Source organism: Actinopolyspora biskrensis (assembly GCF_013408175.1).
Classification (GTDB): Bacteria; Actinomycetota; Actinomycetes; order Mycobacteriales; family Pseudonocardiaceae; genus Actinopolyspora; species Actinopolyspora biskrensis.
Window position 1 is genome coordinate 93,713 of record NZ_JACBYW010000006.1, and the last position, 17,135, is coordinate 110,847.

Consider the following 17,135-nt stretch of genomic DNA (forward strand, 5'->3'; position numbering starts at 1 on the left):
CGACGGCAGTGGGCACCGCCTCACTTCACGGTCGTGCAGTGTTCGACCGTGGCGTGCGCGATGGTCAGCAGGGACCCCGCGAACAGCGCGGACGTCTCCTCGAGGAACCCCGGCTCGCGCATCGCCTTCTTGTTTCCGCTCTCGGAGAGCGTGACTTCCAGGGTGAACAGGAAACCACTCCCCGACTCGGAGACCTGGTTCACCACGCGGGCCACGTCCAGCGGCTCGGTCACCTCGAAAACGAAGCGCCCGTTCGCCCCGTAGGTGACCCGTTCCACGACGCGTTCACCGCTGCTGTACAGGATCTCGCGGAGAATTCCGTCCGAATAGCGCTCACGAACGTCGCAGGACGTGATGTAGGGAATGTAGGCGGCGGGGTTCTCCGCCTTGTCGCGCATGCTCGCCAGGAGTGATTCCCGGTTCAGCTCCACGTCCGTCCGGCCGTCGACGGCCTCCAACGGCACTGTCCAACTCAGTACGGTCATCGCAAACAGCCCCCGTCCCAGAGGAATCAGAGAAAAGGGCTCGGTACCCGCTCCGCGGGCGAGTACCGAGCCGGAACGAGCTCAGGCGCTGGCGCCGCCGTCGACCACCATGTCGTGCCCGACGACGAAGCTGGCCTCGTCCGAGGCGAGCCAGAGCACGGCCGAGACGATCTCCCCCGGGTCCGCCAGCCTTCCCGCGGGAATCCCGCCGGTGAGCCTGGCGGCGCGGTCCTCCTCCGACTCCCCGGGCAGGAAGGTCATCTTGGTCTCGGAGGCGCCGGGGCTGACGACGTTGATCCGGATGCCGTCCTCGATGTGGTCCCTGGCCGCCGAACGGCTCATGTTGCTGACACCGGCCTTGGAGGCGACGTACGGGGCCACACCGCCGAACCGGGCGTGGTCGCCGATGTTGGAACCGGCGTTGACGATCGCCCCGCCACCGTTCTCCCTCATGTGCTCGATCTCGTACTTCATGCACAGCGCCACACCGGTGAGGTTGATGGCGATCACCGAGTGCCAGGTCTTCTCGTCCGTGTCCCCGAACGCCCCCGGCATCGGGAAGATGCCGGCGTTGTTGTGCGCGATGTCCAGGGAACCGTGCCGCTGCACCGCGGTGGCGACGCCGTTCTTCACCGACTCGGAGTCGGTGACGTCGACGTCTACCGCGCTGGCTTTCCCACCTTTTTCCTCGATCAGCTTGACGGTCTGCGCCGCTGTCTCGGCGTTGTGGTCGGCGACGACCACCGTGGCTCCCTCGGCGGCGAAGGCCAGCGCGCTCCTGCGGCCGATCCCGGACCCCGCGCCCGTGACGAAGGCGACTTTCCCATCAAAACGTGCGGTCATCGTTTGCTCTCCTGCTTCGTTTCGGTGACACGCTCACCTGTGGACACCGCCCGGACCACTTCCGTGACCGGCCCGGGCGGCCTTACCGCACTCGGATCCGCCCGCTAGGCGGAAGGCAGTCCGATCGACTGCGAGTGGCGGAAGAAATTGTTCGGATCGTATTTCTTCTTGATCCGCTGCAACTCGGGGTAGTTCTGCTTGTAGTAGAGCTCGTGCCAGGGGATTCCCGACCCGTTGTAAGTGGGATCGGTTATGTCCATGTCGGGGTAGTTTATGTAGCACCCGTCCGTCTGGGAGTTCGGAACCGGATATCCCCCGCTGTCCGCGAACACACCGTTGTACAGGGCCCTGCACCAGTCCACGTTGGCCGAGTCCTCGGCCGCGTCGGACCAGAAGCTCTCGACCAGCATCTTGAACGCGGAATCACGCTGCGCCGAAGCCGTGGACTCCCGGGGAACGGAGTTTATCCGCCCACCGTAGGAGAGCAGCACCATTATGGAGGCCGGGTTGGTGTGATCGGACCGGGTCAGCTGTTCGTACATGGTCGCGATCTGGGCATCGGAGAACCCATTCTTGAGATACCCGGACTTGTACTCCCCACGCATGGTCGGATCGTTCAACGTCGGGTTGTTGGTGCCGAGCAGCCGGGCGGCGCGGTACCAGGGCAAGCGCATCGGCTGGTAGAGCTCCGGAGCGGGGCTCATCTCCCCGACCGGTTCGGACATGGGCCGGGTCTGCACGCTCGTTCCGTCGAACAGCTTCGACAGGTAGTCCCGCAGCAGGGCATCGGCGTCGGGGTCCGTCCCGTCGACCACGGTCAGCAGCCCGGCACTTCCGTTGGCCTTGTGATTGACCATCAGAAAACTGGACAGCGAGGTACCCGCCGCGTCGGGCGAGCTGTTGTTCGCGAACCAGGTTCCGTAGTTGCGCACCATGCGCGTGAAGCTCGCCTCGTCCAGCTCCGACCAGGAAACGGACACCGCGTTCACCAGCAGGGTCTCCGGGGGGCGGGGGAGCAGTGCCCCCGGATCGGTGCCCGCGGCACCGGGTGATCTGAACCAGTAGCGGGTGATCACGCCGAAGTTTCCGCCACCACCACCGGTGTGGGCCCACCACAGGTCACGGTTCGGGTCGTCCGCATCCCTGGTGGCGACGACGGGTTTCGCCTTTCCGCTCGCGTCCACGGTGACCACCTCCACCGCGTGGAGGTGATCGACCACCAGCCCGTGCTTCCTGGACAGGAGTCCGTAACCACCACCGCTGACGTGTCCGCCGACGCCGACGGAGAAGCACATCCCTCCCGGAACGGTGACGCCCCAGATCTTGAACAGGGTCTCGTACAGCTCCAGCAGGGTGGCTCCCGCCTCCACCGCGAACGCCGACCGCTGCTGATCGAAGTGGACGTTCTTCATCTCGCTGAGGTTGATCACGACGTCGACGTCGGGGTTGTGCACGAAATCGGCGTAGCAGTGCCCCCCGCCCTGGACCGTGACGCGTTTGTTCGCGTTCACGGCCTCCTGGACGGCGCCGACCACCTGGTCGGTGGTCGCGGCCATGCGGACGTGTTCGGGCTTGCTCCTCCAGCGCTGGTTCATCCCCCTGGTCAGGTCCGGGTAGCGCAGGTCGTCCGGGCCGATTTTGACCGGATCGAACGGTGGGGACGCCACGCCCGCTTCGGCTGCCGCCGCGCTTTTCGAACCGGCCGTCCCCGCCGTGGCGGCGATCCCGGTCGCCGTCAGGGCACCCGCCGCTCCGGCGAGCACTCTTCTCCGATTTAAACCACTCATCCGAATACCCTCACCCGCTAAGAACCAGATTCGACAGAAAGAATGTGGAGCTCTTCGCGCTCCCCTCATTCCCCCAGAGGCAAGTCGCCGGCGGATCCGTCGTTCCCCCGGAGATCCGACACACATCATGCGAACCCGGCTCACGTCTCGACAACCGGAGCTCCGCACTTTGTCACATCGGCGGATCGGCGGAGCGGACCTGACGAAATTGTGCGTCCTCGTTGCCGCGGCCACCAGAGTTGCGCACACTCCTCCCGGAAATCAATCGTCCGGAATTGTCGAGGTGTTCGATGGCTGTGGAGTCCCGAGACGCCACCGCGTCCGAGAGGGAAGGGCGGCACGAAGCCCCGCCACGTACCAGAGCGGCCTTTTCACTGCTGGCCACCGTGCAGATCGTGCTCATCATGGCGATCACCATGCTCTCGGTGGCCCTGCCGAGGATCGAAGCCGAGCTCGGCCTCTCGACGAGCCGGTTGACCCTGGTCAACGCCGCCTACGGCCTGTCCTTCAGTGGCCTGCTGCTGCTCGGTGGTCGCGCCGCGGACCTGTACGGACGGCGTCGGCTGTTCACCGTGGGAGTCGCTGTCTTCGGCGCGGCCTCGCTGGCCGCGGGAATCGCTCCCGGGTTCCGGACGCTGCTGGTCTCCCGCTTTCTGCAGGGAGCGGGGGCCGCGCTGGCGGCCCCGGCGGCCATGGCACTCGTCGGATCCGTCTTCCCCGAGCCGAACCGCCGTTCCCGTGCCATGGCGGTGTGGGGTGGGCTGTCCCCCATGGGCGCGGCGGTCGGCACCCTGGCCTCGGGGGCCGTGTCCACCTGGTTCTCCTGGCGCTGGACGTTCGCCATCCCCGCGGTCGTGGCGGTCGTCGCGCTGGCCCTGACCCGCGCGCTGCTTCCGGAGGGCTCGGCGGACACTCGTTCACGCCTCGACGTCAAGGGAGCGGTACTGGCGACAGCGGGTTTGACCGCGCTCAGCTACGGTCTGGTCCACGCGGCGGAGAGTCCCTGGGGTTCCCCGCCGGTGCTCGGCCCGGTCCTCCTCGGCGTGCTGCTGCTGGCACTGTTCGTCGTCCTGGAACTGCGGACTCCGGACCCGCTGCTGCCGATGGACTTCCTCCGCTCGGCCCACCGCGCTGCGGGACTGTGGGTGATCCTGGCCGGAGCGACCGGGATATCGACCATGTTCATGCTGATGTCGCTGTACTTTCAACAGGTCGCCGGAATGTCCCCGCTGCTCACCGCGGCCGCTTTCCTGCCCTTCAGCGTTACCCTGGCCGTCGTCGGAACGACCGCGGCCCACCTGGTCAGGTGGTTCGGCGCGCGCAACGTCGTGGTCGCCGGATCGTTGCTGGCCGCGTCCGGACTCTGGCTGCTCGGCCGTGCCGAGGCCGACAGCCCCTACGCCGGTGCTCTGCTGGCCGGCCTCCTTGTGCTGCCCGTGGGGATCAGCATGATGTTCTCCGGGGGCACGGTGACGGTCTTCTCCCGCACACGCGACGATCGTGCGGGACTCGCGGGCAGCATGGTCAACACCGCGATGGAAACGGGCCCCACGGCCGGTTTGGCGCTGCTCGTGTCCCTGGCCACCGCGCACACCAACTCGTTGGCGCTCGGAGGCGCAGGACAACGGGCGGCCGAGACGGCCGGGTACGCCTTCGCCTTCGACGTCGGTGCGGTGGCCCTGGCCTGCACGGCCGCGCTGGCGCTGTGGCTGCTCCGGGAGCCGCGGCGGCGAGACGGGTGAGGACACGACTCCGGTTCCGGAGCGCGGTACCGGACCCACCGCAACTGACATCACGCGACGTTGTCCGAAACCGGGGAAGAAAATTGTCCGCAGCTTTCCGGAGCAGGAATCGAGCGCGAGAACACCCCGGGAGGACGCCGAACGAGAACAGCGGGGAGATCACGGCCGAATTCGTCCTCCGGGACTTGACGAAGACAAAAAAGCGTCTTAACGGCCTTCGGGGACCCGCCTATCATCGGCTCGTATGATCACCGGCCCGGAGAACGCGCTTCTCGACCGTCTCGCAGCCGAGGGGGTGGCCCCCTGGCTGACCACCGATGACCGCGGGAATCCCTCGCCGGAGTGGGCAGGGTCCCTCTCCGGCGAGCATTCCTGGTTCGGCTTCCTCCTCCCCGACCACACCGAGCCGTTGCCGGTCGCGCGCGAGGCGTGTGACGCGATGCGCTCCGTCTACGACAGCAGCGGAGGCCGCGACGGTTACGTCTCCGTTCCCGTGGACCAGCGGCTGACGCACGACCCGGACGCGCTGGTCGAAGCCGCGAGGACGGTACACGCCGAAGTGTGCCGGCCGAACCTGCTGGTCCGGATACCGGCGACGGACGCGGGGATCCACGCCTACAGGGACTGCCTGGCCGAAGGCGTGGGGGTGCACGGCACCGCGATTCTCTCCCTGGAGCGGTACCGGAGGGTGCTCGACGCGCACATCGCCGGAGCCGAACGCGCCATGGAATCGGGTATACGTTTACTCGAGATCACCGGTATCACTTCCTTCCCCGTGGGGCTGTTCGACAAGGAGATCAACCGGCGGTTGGGCGCCCTTCCCGGCCACACCGCGGCGGCGCACCGGAATCGGGCCGGTACCGCACTGGCGCGGCTCGCCTATCGCACGCGGGAGACCCACCTGGAGGGCTGGTGGTGGCGCGTGCTGCGAGCCGCGGGCGCCCGCCCTCCCCGGTTGCTCTGGACCGGTGTCAGGCCCTGGCACGTTCCCGAACTGATCGGCTGGAACACCGCGCAGGCCCTGACTAGGTCCACACTGGAGAGCGCCGCCGGGCGCCATCCCCTGCGGGGGGACAACATGCTGAACACCCACCCGCAGGCGCACCGGGTCCTGGAGAACCTGCGGGGGCTCGGTGTGGATCCGGCCGCCGTCATCCACGAACTGGAAAACGACTTCTCCCTGCTCCCCCAGGACCCGGTTTCCCCGGATCTCCCGGAAAACCCGGCCGGGTGACTCCGTGACGGAGGTTCCCGCCCCCGGAGCACGGCACGTGGTTCACCGCGCGGTGGCCATCTCCCCTCCCACGCGGTCGCTCACCGGCAGCACCTCCAACAGCAGGTGTCGAACGGGGTCCGCTCCGTACTCGCTTTCGAGCAGTTCGACGGTGGTCACCGTCCGCAGCAGCCGGCCGGTCCGTCGAGCCAGGTTTTCGAGTTCACCGTGGTCACCACGACTGCTGAAGTGCAGCAACGCGGTTCCGCCCTCGCTCAGCCACAACGGGGCCTGCTCGAGGAAAGCGCGGTGCGCGCGGTAACCGGCATCGACGTAGGCGCGTTCGTGCAAGGAGCGGTATTCGTAGTCGCACGGCCCGTACACGTAGTTGGAACTCCAGAATATCGTGTCGAATCGCTCGTCGTGGTCGATCCCGGAGAACATGTCGCAGTGCACGGCCTCCACTCTGTCCGCCACCCCGTGGCGTGCGGCGTTCAAAGCGGCGTTGCGCACCGCGTGCGGATTGACGTCGGAGGCGACCACCCTCCGGCACCCGTACTTCGCGGCCAGCACGGCCAACAATCCGGCTCCGCAACCGACTTCGAGAAGCGAACCGCCAAAAGGCACACGACGTTGCTCCAAAAAGTCCAGTCCCACCTCGGTCGAAGGCGAATAAACCGGTGCGAACACCTCCTCCAACAGATCCCACTCGAATCCGCGCATGGTAAACACGCGCGGCCGGTCCTTCCGAGTCCTGGAAATCCTGCTGCGTTCCAAAGAGCGGACATAGCTCCTGACTTCGGTCATCCGTTCCCCACAGGTTCGAAGTGATGTAGTGCCCCCCAAAAAGATCCCGATGAACAGGATTCCGCAGCGCACAGGGCCACGGAAGGTGACGGGGCTACATTTCTCCCTCCCCGGTGAGGTGCCGGGCCCCTCACTCGCCCGCGCAAAAACCGGTTCTGTGTCAGGTCGCCGAGTCACTGCGGTCCGGTTCGTCCGAATCGGTTGCTAATCTTGGTGCTCCACACGGCACGAGACGAGGAGGAACGACACCGGTGGCGAAACAAGATGCCGTTCCTGGTGACGAGCTGCTCGAAGTCCTCGAACTGTTGGCCGGGGAAGCCTCACCCGTCCAATTGGATCAGTGGTCTCAACGGCTGCACCGCGAAAACACGGACTCGAGGCTCCTCGAACGCGTGGACAAGGCCAAGGAGCTGGCTCTACGAATACGCGGCTCCTCGACCCGCCCCCAGCAACGTGCCGCGGGAATGGCCGCCCTGGTCGACATGGCCCGCGAACTCACGCGGCCGCACGAGCTCGAGACCCTGCTGAAACTGGCCACCAGAAGAGCACGACTTCTGCTGAATCTCGACATGTCGTGGATTGCTTTTCACTCGCCCGAGGAAAATTGCTCGTACGTCCGCGCGGCCGACGGGCACGCTTCGACCATCACCGTGGGTTTCAGGGTCCCCTCCGACGGCGGAGTGGGCAACGAGGCCACCCGCCACTCGGCCCCCTTCTGGTCCTCCGAGTACCTCACCGACGAGAGGTTCGAGCACTCCGAGGTCATAGACGAGGTGGTCCGGGCCGAGAACCTGTGCTCCATCCTCGCGGTCCCGCTGCGGGACGACAGCAGCTCGCTCGGCTCGCTCTACGTGGCCAGCAGGGAACGCCGGCTCTTCCACACCGACGAGATCACCCTGCTTTCCTCGCTCGGGGAGCTGGTCACCGTGGCGATCGAGAAGACGCGGCTGCTCGACCGCACCAGGGCCGAGGTGACCGAACTCAGGATGGACACCTCGGAGGCGGTGAGCTCCTCGCAGGCGGCACGGCGACTGCACGCCGCGCACAGCAGACTGCTCGATCACGTGCTGCGCGGGAAGGGCCTGGACGCGCTGGCCGCGGACGCCGCCCGCGAACTGGACGGAACGGTGCTGGTCTACGACACCGTCGGCAACAAGCTGGCCGCCACGGGTGAGATCCCGGAACTGGCCGACATCGAGTACCGGTGGATCTCCGCCGACGTGTCGGATCAGCACGAACCGTTCCAGCCCCTGGAGTGCGTCTGGTCCTGCCCGGCCGCGGCGGGGTCCGAACAGTTCGGCACGCTGGTACTGCGGCCTCGGGGGCAACCGACCGAGCACGACCTGCACCTGTTCCACCTCGTCGCCCAGAGCGTCGCCATCTCGTTGCTCATCCAGCGCAGCACCGCCGTGGCCGAGGGGCAGCTGCGTGAGGAACTGTTCGAGGACCTGCTCAGTTCCTCCTGGCTGTCGCCGCAGCAGCACGCCGAACGTGCCCGCCGCCTGTCGATCAACCTGAACGAACCGCACGTCGTCGTGGTGGCCCGCCCCGAGGGGAAGGGACACGGCAGAGCCGCGGGTTGGGCCTCCTCCTACGCCGCGCGTTGGTCCGGGTTGAAAAGCGTCCGCGGCGACCACGTGGTGCTGCTGTTACCGGGCACCGACGCGGGAACCGCGGCCAGGTCCATCTCCGAGGAGCTCTCCGCGCTGCTCGGGCATCCGGTCACCGTCGGAGCCGCGGGCCCCTTCTCCGAACCGTCCGCGCTGATCAACGTCCACCAGGAGGCGATGCGCTGTCTCGACGCGCTCACCGCGCTCGGAAACACCGGGTGCGCGGCGGCGGCCCGCGAGCTCGGCTTCGTCGGGATGCTGCTGTCCGACGACCACGACGTGGACGGTTTCATCCGTTCGACCATCGGCCCGGTGCTGGACTACGACACGGCCCAGGCGACCGAGCTGGTTCCCACGCTGCGCGCCTACTTCGACTCGGGGAACAGCCCGACCAACGCCGCCGAGACGCTGCACGTGCACCCCAACACGGTTTCGCGCAGGTTGGAGCGCGTCACCACCCTGCTCGGCCCGGAGTGGCAGCACCCCGAGCGGATCCTGGAGATCCAGCTCGCCCTGCGCCTGCAACGCACCAGGCACACGCTCCAGAAGAACGACGGGCCGTCCCCGCTGGCGGGTCACACTGGCAACGGCGGCACCTGATCCGGTTCCCCCGCGCGGTCGCGCGAGAGCACCCGCGCCGCGTGGGCGATCGACACGAGCGTGATGTGCCGGTGCCACCCGGGGAAGGAACGTCCCTCGAAGTCACGCATCCCCACCTCGTCGCCGACCGCACGGGCGTCCCCGGACGCCCGTCCCGCCAACTTGGTACTGCGCAGCAACGTCTCCACGGGCGGTGTGGGCGCGTTCGTCAGCCACATGTGCGCCGGAGGCCGCTGCGGATCGGCCCACTCACCGAGGAGCCGGAGCGGGCGTCCGGTGCTGCCCGGGCTGTACGTGCCCCTCCGCTCGTGCAGGGAACCGACCCGCACTGCCGCCGACTGGGTCGTCGAGGACTCCCCCGTGAGTGGATCGGTCCATCCGACCGCTCTGCGCAACCCGCGCACCGAGTCGAGCAGCCGTTGGGCGGGCAGGGTCCCCGAGCCGTAGCCGGGAAGCGACGGATCGGCCACGGAGAACCGGGCCGACCGCGGCACACGGAGCAGGTAGGGGAATTCGGCGGTGGCCAGACCACTGCCGGGCAAATCGATCTCGGCTTCCGCGTTGTCGAAGATCACCGGGGCACCGAGCGTCCCCCAGGCGCGTACCGCTTCGAGCACCACGTTCGCGGCGCACTGCCCCGACGTCTCGTTTCCCAGGCCGGGGGGTATACCGGCTTTGCCCCTCCTGCTCCGGTCGTCCGTCCACTCGGGAGACAGGAACAACCGCCAGTTGACCGGCACGGCGAAGTCCTCGGTGACCATCCAGAGCCCGAAGGCCCGCTGGCTGCTCGACGTCGTGCTCACCCCGACCGAGTGGTCCCCGGCCTTGGGGATGGACAGCGGACTCACCACCCAGGCGAGCGGGCGCACGCGTTCGCGCAGGTAGCGGACGAGCAGGTTCCGCACCGCCATCCAGTCCCAGGTGGAGCCGTGCACGAAGTGGTGCAGCCGCTGCGCCGCGGCCGCCCCACCGATGCCGGTGGCCATGTTGCGGATCGAGCGTCGTCCGGTCGTGGACAACAGCCCCAGCACGTACTCCTGCCCCCGTCTTCGCTGATCGCTTCTGCTCAGTGCGGAGAACACGTTCGCGCACAGCTCGTCGACGACTTCCTCGGCACGGACCGCTACCACGTTCATCTGCCGGCACCCCTGACGAAAAACGTTCCTTCGAACGTCCTTCACAGTGCTCGAATTCCCCGGTGACAACGAGAGGTCGCGAGCACACGAATCACGCCGTGCGCTGTGCCTCGGCCACCCTTCGGCACCCGTGGGGCCGCCGTGGCGGCCAACGTGCCGGTGCGGGGGTGGTGCCGCGGGCACCACCCCCGCCCGCACGGGGCCGCACCGGGCGGTTCCGCCAAACGGCCACCCACGGCGGGTGGGAACGGAAAACCCCGGTCAGACCGCGGGGGAGCGCGTGGTGACGATGTCCAGGAAGGACCCGAGCACGGGCTGCGCGGTCCCGCCGCGCCACGCGATCGCGGTCTGCGCCTGCTCCGAGACGTCGCTCAGCGGGAGGAAGGCCGCACCGGCACGCTGCAGCCTGCGCACCGAGTCCGGAACGACGGAGACCCCCATCCCCCCGGCGACCAGCCCCACGATCGTCTGCATCAGCCAGACGTCGCGCTGCACCACCCGCGGTGAGAAGCCCGCTCGTTCACAGGCATCCACCACTATCGCGTACAGCCCGGGCATGTTCCCGTGCCGAGCGGGAAGGATGAACGGTTCCTCCGCCACCTCGGCCAGCTCCACCCGCTCGCGCCGGGCCAGGCGATGCGTGGCGGGCACGGCCAGCACGAGGGACTCCTCGGCCACCGAGCGCACGTGCAACGCGGGGTCCTCGAAGGGCAGGTAGAACAGCCCCGCGTCTATCCTGCGGTCGTGCAGCCGGTCCACGATCTCGTTCGGCCGCATCTCCTGCAGGTGCAGCGTCACGTCGGGGTACTCGGCCTTGAACTGGCGCAGGATCGGCGGCAGCACCGCGTTCGAGGCCGATGGGATGAACCCGAGAGCGAGCCTGCCCACCAGACCGCTGCCCACCTCGCGCGTCATCCGGGCCGCCTGGTCCACCTCGTGCAGGATGCGCCGGGCCTCCTCCAGCAGCACCCTTCCCGGCTCGGTGAGCTGGGCGCCGCGCGCGGTCCGCTGGACGAGGGTGGTGCCGAGTTCCGCCTCGAGCTTGCGCAGCTGCGCACTGAGCGGCGGCTGCGCCATGTGCAGCCGAGCCGCGGCGCGCGTGAGGCTCTGCTCCTCGGCGATGGTCACGAAGTACCGCAGGTGTCGTAGTTCCAATCCCGCCCTCGTCGCTGCACACGAATGGTCCATATCTCACAGGTATGGCTACCGCCACGAGATGGTATTGGACATATGACCTTTGTCAAAGCCACTCTTACTGGCCGACGGTCGCGACCTCGAAAAACGCCGGGAAACACGCGGTGTGATCGGCTGCGGACACTGCTCGCCCGATTCCGCCGTCGGCGACCACCACACGACCGTCCGCGACTTCGAACCACGTCCAATTCAGCGAGGAGAGTGCTGTGCCGGGTGTTGAAACGACGAGCCGCGCGGGAGTCGGATGGGTGCTGCCGCTGTGCTGGGCGGCGGTGCTCCTCGACGGCTTCGACCTCGTGGTGCTCGGAACGGTTCTGCCGGTCATGCTCGAGAACGAAGTGTGGGGACTGGACCCGGCGAGCGCCTCGGTGGTCTCCACGGTGGGGCTGATCGGCATGATGGTCGGCGCGCTGACGATCGGAACCATCACCGACCTCATAGGCCGCCGCAAGGTGCTGCTGGTGGCGGTGACCACGTTCTCCCTGTTCACCCTGCTGTGCGCGGTCGCCCCCTCGGTCCTCGTGTTCGGGCTGCTGCGCTTCCTCGCGGGCCTGGGGCTCGGCGGGTGCCTGCCGACCGCGATCACGCTGACCACGGAGTACGCCCGCGGCAGCAGGAGCGGCACGGCGACCACCACGATCATGACCGGCTACCACGTCGGCGCCGTGCTCACCGCGCTGCTCGGTATCGGGTTGATCCCGAGCTTCGGCTGGCAGGCCATGTTCGTCGCCGGGGCCGCCCCCGCACTGGTGCTGGTGCCGCTGATGGTGCGCCACCTGCCGGAGTCCGAGGTGTTCCGCGACCGGGCCGAACGCAAGCGGGAGCAGTCGAACGGGGCCTCGGTCCGCGAGAGCATCACACTGCTGTTCCGCGGCGGCATGGCACGCTCGACCGTGGCCTTCTGGGTGACCTCGTTCCTCGGACTCATCCTCGTCTACGGTCTGAACACCTGGCTGCCCGAGATCATGCGCAGCGCGAACTACCCGCTGGACACCTCGCTCAGCCTGCTGCTGACCCTGAACGTGGGTGCCGTGCTCGGACTGATCGTGGCCGGAATCGTCTCGGACCGGGCCGGGGTCAAGTTCTCCACCGTGCTGTGGTTCGCGGCCGCCGCCGTGATGCTGGCGCTGCTCAGCATCAGGCTGCCCTTCCTCGGGCTCTACCTGGCGGTGCTGCTGGCCGGTTTCTTCGTGTTCAGCGCCCAGGTGCTGGTGTACGCCTTCGTCGGGCGCAGCTACCCGGTGGACAGCAGGGCCACCGGTCTGGGCTGGACCACCGGGGTCGGGCGCATCGGCGCGATCAGTGGCCCGTTGATCGGGGGTGCGTTGCTCACCGCGGGCATCGCCTACCCGTGGGGCTTCTACGTCTTCGCGGTCATCGGCGCGCTCGCGGCGGTGGCGATGGGGGTGGCCGCCCGCCCCGGGCAGCACACCGGAGGGCCGACAGGGGACGCCGCCGCGGAGCACGCCGGATCGAACGAGTCCGCGGTCAAGTCCACCGGCTGAGGAAGTGGGGGGTTTCGCCGTAGCATCGAAAGCGGCGACCTCTCCCCCGAGCGCTCGCGCGGGTTGGGCGAGCACTCGCTCGGCTGGACCGGTCGTCGGGCAAAACGGCGGAACCGCTTGCAACCACCCCTTGGAGCCGACATGGATGCGGACGGCGTGCTGGACCCGGCCGAGGTGTTCGACGAGCTCGGCGCCGACTACGAGGCGGCGTTCCACGAGGCACCGCTGGTGTGGGAGGGGCTGCACGACCTGCTGGCGCGGCTGCGTCCCGGTGACGAGGTGCTGGACCTGGGCAGCGGCACCGGCCGGCCGGTCGCGGAGCGGTTGGTCGGCGCCGGGTGCGCGGTGACGGGCCTGGACGTCTCCACCACCATGATCGAGCTGGCCCGGAAGCGGGTGCCGGGGGCTCGGTTCGAGCTCACCGACATCCGCGACCGGGACTTCCCACCGGAGTCGTTTCAGGCGGTGGGGGCGTTCTTCGCCTTCCTGACGCTCTCGCGTGCGGAGATCCGCACGATGTTGGAACGGGTGCGGCAGTGGCTCGCCCCTGGAGGAACGCTCGCGCTGCTGACGGTTCCGGGCGACATCGAACAGCTCGTGGTGCCCTTCCTCGGCTACCCGCTCCGGGTCACGAGTTTCGCCGCCGAGCAGTGGCCGGAGCTGCTGGAACAGGCCGGTTTGGAAGTGCTGAGCACCCGCTCGGAACCGTTCGTCCCCACTGGGCGCGGAAGCGCCGACACCGAGCGGCACCTGCTGCTGTCGGCGCGGAAACCGACGAGCTGACGGTTCCGCCCCGGCGGACCGCCCCGTGACCGCCCGGGCACGGGCGCCGTGGCCTCCTCGTAGCAGTCAGTTCGAGGCGGACGCGGAACAGCTGGGTACCACCCGAACCCCGGGCCGCGACGGCAACGCCGGTCGGCGGAACGGGTTCACTTCCCGTACCGCTCATCGGCGTGTTCGCCTGCTCCCCGCACCGCTCCCGAGGAAAGCTCAGCCGCCGGACCGCTCGTCTCCGCGGAGCTCGTCCGGATCCGCGCCGAGAGCCCGGAGCCGGGAACGAAGCTCCGAGTTCTCGGACTCCAGACGGGACAGTCGCTCACGGGTCGGGGCGAGCTCACGTTCGGTGTAGCGGCGCGGTATGTGCTTGGGGCAGTTCCAGTCGAACCCCTCGACCCGGATGAGCACGACCCGCTCGACCCTTCCTTCCGTACGCACCCGGCAAACCGAGTCGGTCAGTTCCGGATCGTCCTCCGGCCAGCGCGTTTCCGTGCGACCGAAAAGTTTGAGCCTGCTACGCCTGGAGTAGTCCATGAAGAACAACGCCGCCCTGCCGTCCGTGCGCAGGTTGCCGTTGGTGATGTACTCCCTGTTGCCGCGAACGTCGGCGTATCCGAGCGTGTGCTCGTCGAGGACGTGGACGAATCCTTCCGGACCACCGCGGAACTGCACGTACGGCCAGCCGGTTTCCCCGACAGTGGCGAGGTAGAACCCGTCCCGCTCCCCGATGAACTCACTCTCGCGCTCTCCCAGCGGATCGGGGTCGAGCCCCACCGCCGCACCGAGATCTCCGTGATTCCGGGGCCGCGTTCCCTCTTGCTGTTGAACCCGGCGCACAGTGTCGGTGAACGCCAGGCGTGCGAATCGGCTCATCGAATTCCCTCCCGTCCCGTTCGAACGAGTGCTCGCGCCGTCGGTGACACGCGGGGACGGCTTCGCTTCGAGGCATCCGCGTTTCGCGAGGTCGCCACCGGTCATCGACGCACACGGATCGCGGTGGCACCGCACCGGCGGCCGAACACGGTGCCACCGCCCGCTCCCGTGGGGGCCGGTTCATCCGCCGCGTCCGTTCCCCCCTTCGGAGTCCCCCTCGAACGCGTCGGCTTCCTCCCTGATCAGCCTCATGGTGTCGATACCCACCGGAACTCCCGCGTAGACGGCGCTCTGCAGGGCCACCTCGGCCAGCTCCTCGACGGTGCAACCGTTGCGCAACGCACCACCGATGTGCAGACGCAGTTCGGCGGGCCGGTTGAGCGCGGCCAGCATGGCGACGTTGAGCAGGCTCCTGGTCCTGCGATCCACCCCTTCCCTGGACCAAACGGTTCCCCAGGAGAACTCGGTGATCATTTCGAGCAGGGGGCGGGCGGGCTCCCAGCCGCGGAGCATGGTGTTGACGTACTGATCGCCCAGTACTTCTCGGCGGATCCGATCTCCCGTGGCGAAACGGTCCTCGGACATGTTCTCCCTCTCGTTCTCACTGTCCCGATTTCAGTGCACAGGCGCGGGCCGCGGGCGGGCACCGGCCGGGGAGCGCTCCCGCGCATCCGTCCCGGTGTCGTCGATGCCCAGCACGGAACGGGCGATCGCGTCCGCGTCGCCGAGGATCACCGAGTCCAGTCCCGGCCGGACCCCGGCCGCGGTGGCCCAGTGCACGCCTTCGGTCGGCACTCCGAACGCGTGCAGACCGGGGTTCGGTTCTCCGGAGGAGTCCACCAACCGGTAGGGACGCTCCGTGACCTCGAGCCCACCGGTGGTGTGCTCGACACCTCCCGTGTTCAGGACGTGCCGTCTTCCGGTTCCGGTGTCCAGCAGATATCGGACCAGCGGATCGTCGGATCCGACCACACCGGGATCGGGCAACCTGGCGTCGATCAGCACGTCGCCGGTGTACTCCGATCCGCGCACCGCGGAAGCGGATCCGCTGAAGCACCCGCGGGAGTCGGCCGCGGCGCTGAACCCGGGACCGGCGACGGTCACCGTTCCCGACTCGATCAACGCGATCAGTTCCTCGACGCGGCGGGGCGGCGGACCGATCGAGACGAACGCGTTGAGCGGCGTGTAGAACCGCGCCAAGTGATCGCGGTGGGAAAGCGCCCGCACTTGACCGTGGTCGACCACCTGGCGCACCTCGTTGCGCAGGTCCCGCATGGCGTCCAGCGCCGCCTTGAGCGGGTTGTCCACATTGCCGTCGTACGCGTTGTCCAGGTCCTCGCGGAGATGGTCCAGCAGGGCGCACGTGAAGTCATCGGGGGACTCGAAGCTCCGCTCCCCCAGCGGACGCGAGATGCGTTCCCAGGACCACTCGTCCTCCGCCCCGATGCCGTGCGCACGCAGGAACGGGCGTAATCGGTCCTGCCGGTGCCGCAGCACCGTCTCCAGTCCGCAGGCGAACACCTCGTGGTCGGCGTGCGGGAACCTCTTGCGCAGCAGCGCGCGGTAGTGGACGAACGCGACCTCGTTGGTGATCAGCGGCCACACCTCCGCTCCGAAGTCCAGGCCTCCGAGCTCGCGCGCCCGCGAACGCAGCCTCGTGATCGTCTCGGAGGTGAGGAACCGCGGGGTGTGCCTGCCGACCACGCCCTTCTGGTTCTTGCCCCGCGCGTGGTACGGCACCCCTCGGCGGGAACCGGCCACGATGGTGGGCTCCGCGCCGGACGGGTGGTAGACCAGCCCTTCCCCGGTTCGTTCGAAACTCCCGCCGCGCCCGCTGGTGAGCAGACTCAGGTAGTCGAAGAAGTTGAGCCCGAGGCCGTTCATCAGCACGGTCTGCTCGGGCCCCACCCGGTCCAGCCGGACGTCGGCCGGGTTGGCTGGCGGAACGTAGGTCAGCCCGTAGGTGGTCGCGAACGCCTGCAAGTTCCGCTCGCGCTCCCCCAGCCCACCCGGCAGGTGCCCCAGCGCGAGGACGATCCTGTCCACGGTGACCGCCCTGCCGCGTTGCGCCGGGACGACCACGTACCTGCCGGACTCCACGACCGCCGTGGCCTGAACGCGGTCGGTGTAGGTGCGCAATCGGACGTTGCTCGGCAGTCCCGATCGGATACGGTCGAGCACCCAGTGCAGGTACCTGCCGTAGAGGGCACGGCTCGGGTACTCGTCCGGGGCCAGCCCGGACGCCTCGGCGCGCAGCTCCTCGTCATCGATCTCGACGCTCGCGCCCCGGCTGATCCAGTCGTACAGACTGGGCCCCGGCACGATCGGACCGTCGCAGCGAACGCTCGGATCGGTGAACAGGGTGATCTGCGAGGCGACCGTGTTCATCAGGAGTCGCCGTGATTGGCTCGGCCGCCAAACCGAGCCGGCCCCGGGCGACTCAGAGTCGAAAGCGTGCACGACGACCCGCAAGTCGTCCCGGTGGCGGGAATTCTCGGCGATCCTTTCCAGTACGGACAGTCCGCGCGGCCCGAGGCCGACGATGGCGATTTCTCTGATCATG

At 68.2% G+C, this 17,135-nt stretch carries 14 protein-coding genes; 5 read left to right on the forward strand and 9 right to left on the reverse strand.

What is annotated here, in order from left to right; genetic code table 11:
- Nucleotides 1-20 precede the first annotated feature (20 nt).
- The 3 genes from FHR84_RS16125 to FHR84_RS16135 form a co-directional block, all read right to left on the reverse strand.
- A complete protein-coding gene (locus tag FHR84_RS16125) occupies nucleotides 21-485 on the reverse strand; it encodes an AtaL-like protein (protein ID WP_179536366.1) in 465 nt (154 codons plus the stop codon).
- A gap of 81 nt (nucleotides 486-566) precedes the next feature.
- Nucleotides 567-1,328 (reverse strand): SDR family NAD(P)-dependent oxidoreductase, encoded by a 762-nt coding sequence (locus FHR84_RS16130; RefSeq protein WP_179536367.1) that lies wholly within the window; start codon nucleotides 1,326-1,328, stop codon nucleotides 567-569.
- Between the two features lie 104 nt (nucleotides 1,329-1,432).
- Nucleotides 1,433-3,115, reverse strand: coding sequence for an FAD-binding oxidoreductase (locus FHR84_RS16135; protein ID WP_179536368.1), 1,683 nt, complete (start codon nucleotides 3,113-3,115; stop codon nucleotides 1,433-1,435).
- Between the two features lie 290 nt (nucleotides 3,116-3,405).
- On the opposite strand from FHR84_RS16135, the gene FHR84_RS16140 reads away from it, so the two are divergent.
- Complete coding sequence (locus tag FHR84_RS16140; protein WP_179536369.1) at nucleotides 3,406-4,857, forward strand: MFS transporter; 1,452 nt, start codon at nucleotides 3,406-3,408, stop codon at nucleotides 4,855-4,857.
- A 244-nt stretch (nucleotides 4,858-5,101) separates the two neighbouring features.
- Complete coding sequence (locus FHR84_RS16145) at nucleotides 5,102-6,091, forward strand: transaldolase family protein (protein WP_179536370.1); 990 nt, start codon at nucleotides 5,102-5,104, stop codon at nucleotides 6,089-6,091.
- A 42-nt stretch (nucleotides 6,092-6,133) separates the two neighbouring features.
- Here FHR84_RS16145 and FHR84_RS16150 read toward each other — a convergent pair whose 3' ends face one another.
- Nucleotides 6,134-6,793: a 50S ribosomal protein L11 methyltransferase gene (locus tag FHR84_RS16150; protein WP_246300700.1), complete on the reverse strand. Its 660-nt coding sequence runs from the start codon at nucleotides 6,791-6,793 to the stop codon at nucleotides 6,134-6,136.
- A gap of 335 nt (nucleotides 6,794-7,128) precedes the next feature.
- Between FHR84_RS16150 and FHR84_RS16155 the strand changes: the two genes are divergently transcribed.
- Nucleotides 7,129-9,087, forward strand: a complete 1,959-nt coding sequence (locus tag FHR84_RS16155; RefSeq protein ID WP_179536372.1) for a helix-turn-helix domain-containing protein — start codon at nucleotides 7,129-7,131, stop codon at nucleotides 9,085-9,087.
- On the opposite strand, the gene FHR84_RS16160 is transcribed toward FHR84_RS16155, so the two are convergent.
- Both FHR84_RS16160 and FHR84_RS16165 read right to left on the reverse strand, forming a co-directional pair.
- Nucleotides 9,063-10,223: an IS701 family transposase gene (locus FHR84_RS16160; protein ID WP_179536373.1), complete on the reverse strand. Its 1,161-nt coding sequence runs from the start codon at nucleotides 10,221-10,223 to the stop codon at nucleotides 9,063-9,065. The two genes, FHR84_RS16155 and FHR84_RS16160, sit on opposite strands and share 25 nt — an antisense overlap.
- 261 nt (nucleotides 10,224-10,484) lie before the next feature.
- On the reverse strand, nucleotides 10,485-11,378 hold the full coding sequence (locus tag FHR84_RS16165; RefSeq protein ID WP_246300677.1) for a LysR family transcriptional regulator: 894 nt from the start codon (nucleotides 11,376-11,378) through the stop codon (nucleotides 10,485-10,487).
- A gap of 245 nt (nucleotides 11,379-11,623) precedes the next feature.
- Between FHR84_RS16165 and FHR84_RS16170 the strand changes: the two genes are divergently transcribed.
- Both FHR84_RS16170 and FHR84_RS16175 read left to right on the forward strand, forming a co-directional pair.
- Nucleotides 11,624-12,922 (forward strand): MFS transporter, encoded by a 1,299-nt coding sequence (locus FHR84_RS16170; RefSeq protein ID WP_179536374.1) that lies wholly within the window; start codon nucleotides 11,624-11,626, stop codon nucleotides 12,920-12,922.
- 141 nt (nucleotides 12,923-13,063) lie between these two features.
- The gene (locus tag FHR84_RS16175) at nucleotides 13,064-13,705 is read left to right on the forward strand and encodes a class I SAM-dependent methyltransferase (protein WP_179536375.1); all 642 of its coding nucleotides are present in this window, start codon (nucleotides 13,064-13,066) and stop codon (nucleotides 13,703-13,705) included.
- A 207-nt stretch (nucleotides 13,706-13,912) separates the two neighbouring features.
- On the opposite strand, the gene FHR84_RS16180 is transcribed toward FHR84_RS16175, so the two are convergent.
- The 3 genes from FHR84_RS16180 to FHR84_RS16190 all read right to left on the reverse strand — a co-directional run bounded on the left by FHR84_RS16180 (nucleotide 13,913) and on the right by FHR84_RS16190 (nucleotide 17,134).
- Nucleotides 13,913-14,572: a pyridoxamine 5'-phosphate oxidase family protein gene (locus FHR84_RS16180; protein ID WP_165633962.1), complete on the reverse strand. Its 660-nt coding sequence runs from the start codon at nucleotides 14,570-14,572 to the stop codon at nucleotides 13,913-13,915.
- Nucleotides 14,573-14,752: 180 nt separating this feature from the next.
- On the reverse strand, nucleotides 14,753-15,157 hold the full coding sequence (locus FHR84_RS16185) for a carboxymuconolactone decarboxylase family protein (RefSeq protein ID WP_092527044.1): 405 nt from the start codon (nucleotides 15,155-15,157) through the stop codon (nucleotides 14,753-14,755).
- A gap of 30 nt (nucleotides 15,158-15,187) precedes the next feature.
- A complete protein-coding gene (locus FHR84_RS16190) occupies nucleotides 15,188-17,134 on the reverse strand; it encodes an FAD/NAD(P)-binding protein (RefSeq protein WP_179536376.1) in 1,947 nt (648 codons plus the stop codon).
- Nucleotide 17,135: the final 1 nt, after the last annotated feature.

What these genes read in the sequence shown, in the direction of transcription:
- FHR84_RS16150 (WP_246300700.1), bottom strand. Translation starts at nt 6,793, where the DNA reads ATGCGCGGATTCGAGTGGGATCTGTTGGAGGAGGTGTTCGCACCGGTT.
- FHR84_RS16145 (WP_179536370.1), top strand. Translation starts at nt 5,102, where the DNA reads ATGATCACCGGCCCGGAGAACGCGCTTCTCGACCGTCTCGCAGCCGAG.
- FHR84_RS16180 (WP_165633962.1), bottom strand. Translation starts at nt 14,572, where the DNA reads ATGAGCCGATTCGCACGCCTGGCGTTCACCGACACTGTGCGCCGGGTT.
- FHR84_RS16160 (WP_179536373.1), bottom strand. Translation starts at nt 10,223, where the DNA reads ATGAACGTGGTAGCGGTCCGTGCCGAGGAAGTCGTCGACGAGCTGTGC.
- FHR84_RS16135 (WP_179536368.1), bottom strand. Translation starts at nt 3,115, where the DNA reads ATGAGTGGTTTAAATCGGAGAAGAGTGCTCGCCGGAGCGGCGGGTGCC.
- FHR84_RS16190 (WP_179536376.1), bottom strand. Translation starts at nt 17,134, where the DNA reads ATGATCAGAGAAATCGCCATCGTCGGCCTCGGGCCGCGCGGACTGTCC.
- FHR84_RS16130 (WP_179536367.1), bottom strand. Translation starts at nt 1,328, where the DNA reads ATGACCGCACGTTTTGATGGGAAAGTCGCCTTCGTCACGGGCGCGGGG.
- FHR84_RS16175 (WP_179536375.1), top strand. Translation starts at nt 13,064, where the DNA reads ATGGATGCGGACGGCGTGCTGGACCCGGCCGAGGTGTTCGACGAGCTC.
- FHR84_RS16140 (WP_179536369.1), top strand. Translation starts at nt 3,406, where the DNA reads ATGGCTGTGGAGTCCCGAGACGCCACCGCGTCCGAGAGGGAAGGGCGG.
- FHR84_RS16185 (WP_092527044.1), bottom strand. Translation starts at nt 15,157, where the DNA reads ATGTCCGAGGACCGTTTCGCCACGGGAGATCGGATCCGCCGAGAAGTA.
- FHR84_RS16125 (WP_179536366.1), bottom strand. Translation starts at nt 485, where the DNA reads ATGACCGTACTGAGTTGGACAGTGCCGTTGGAGGCCGTCGACGGCCGG.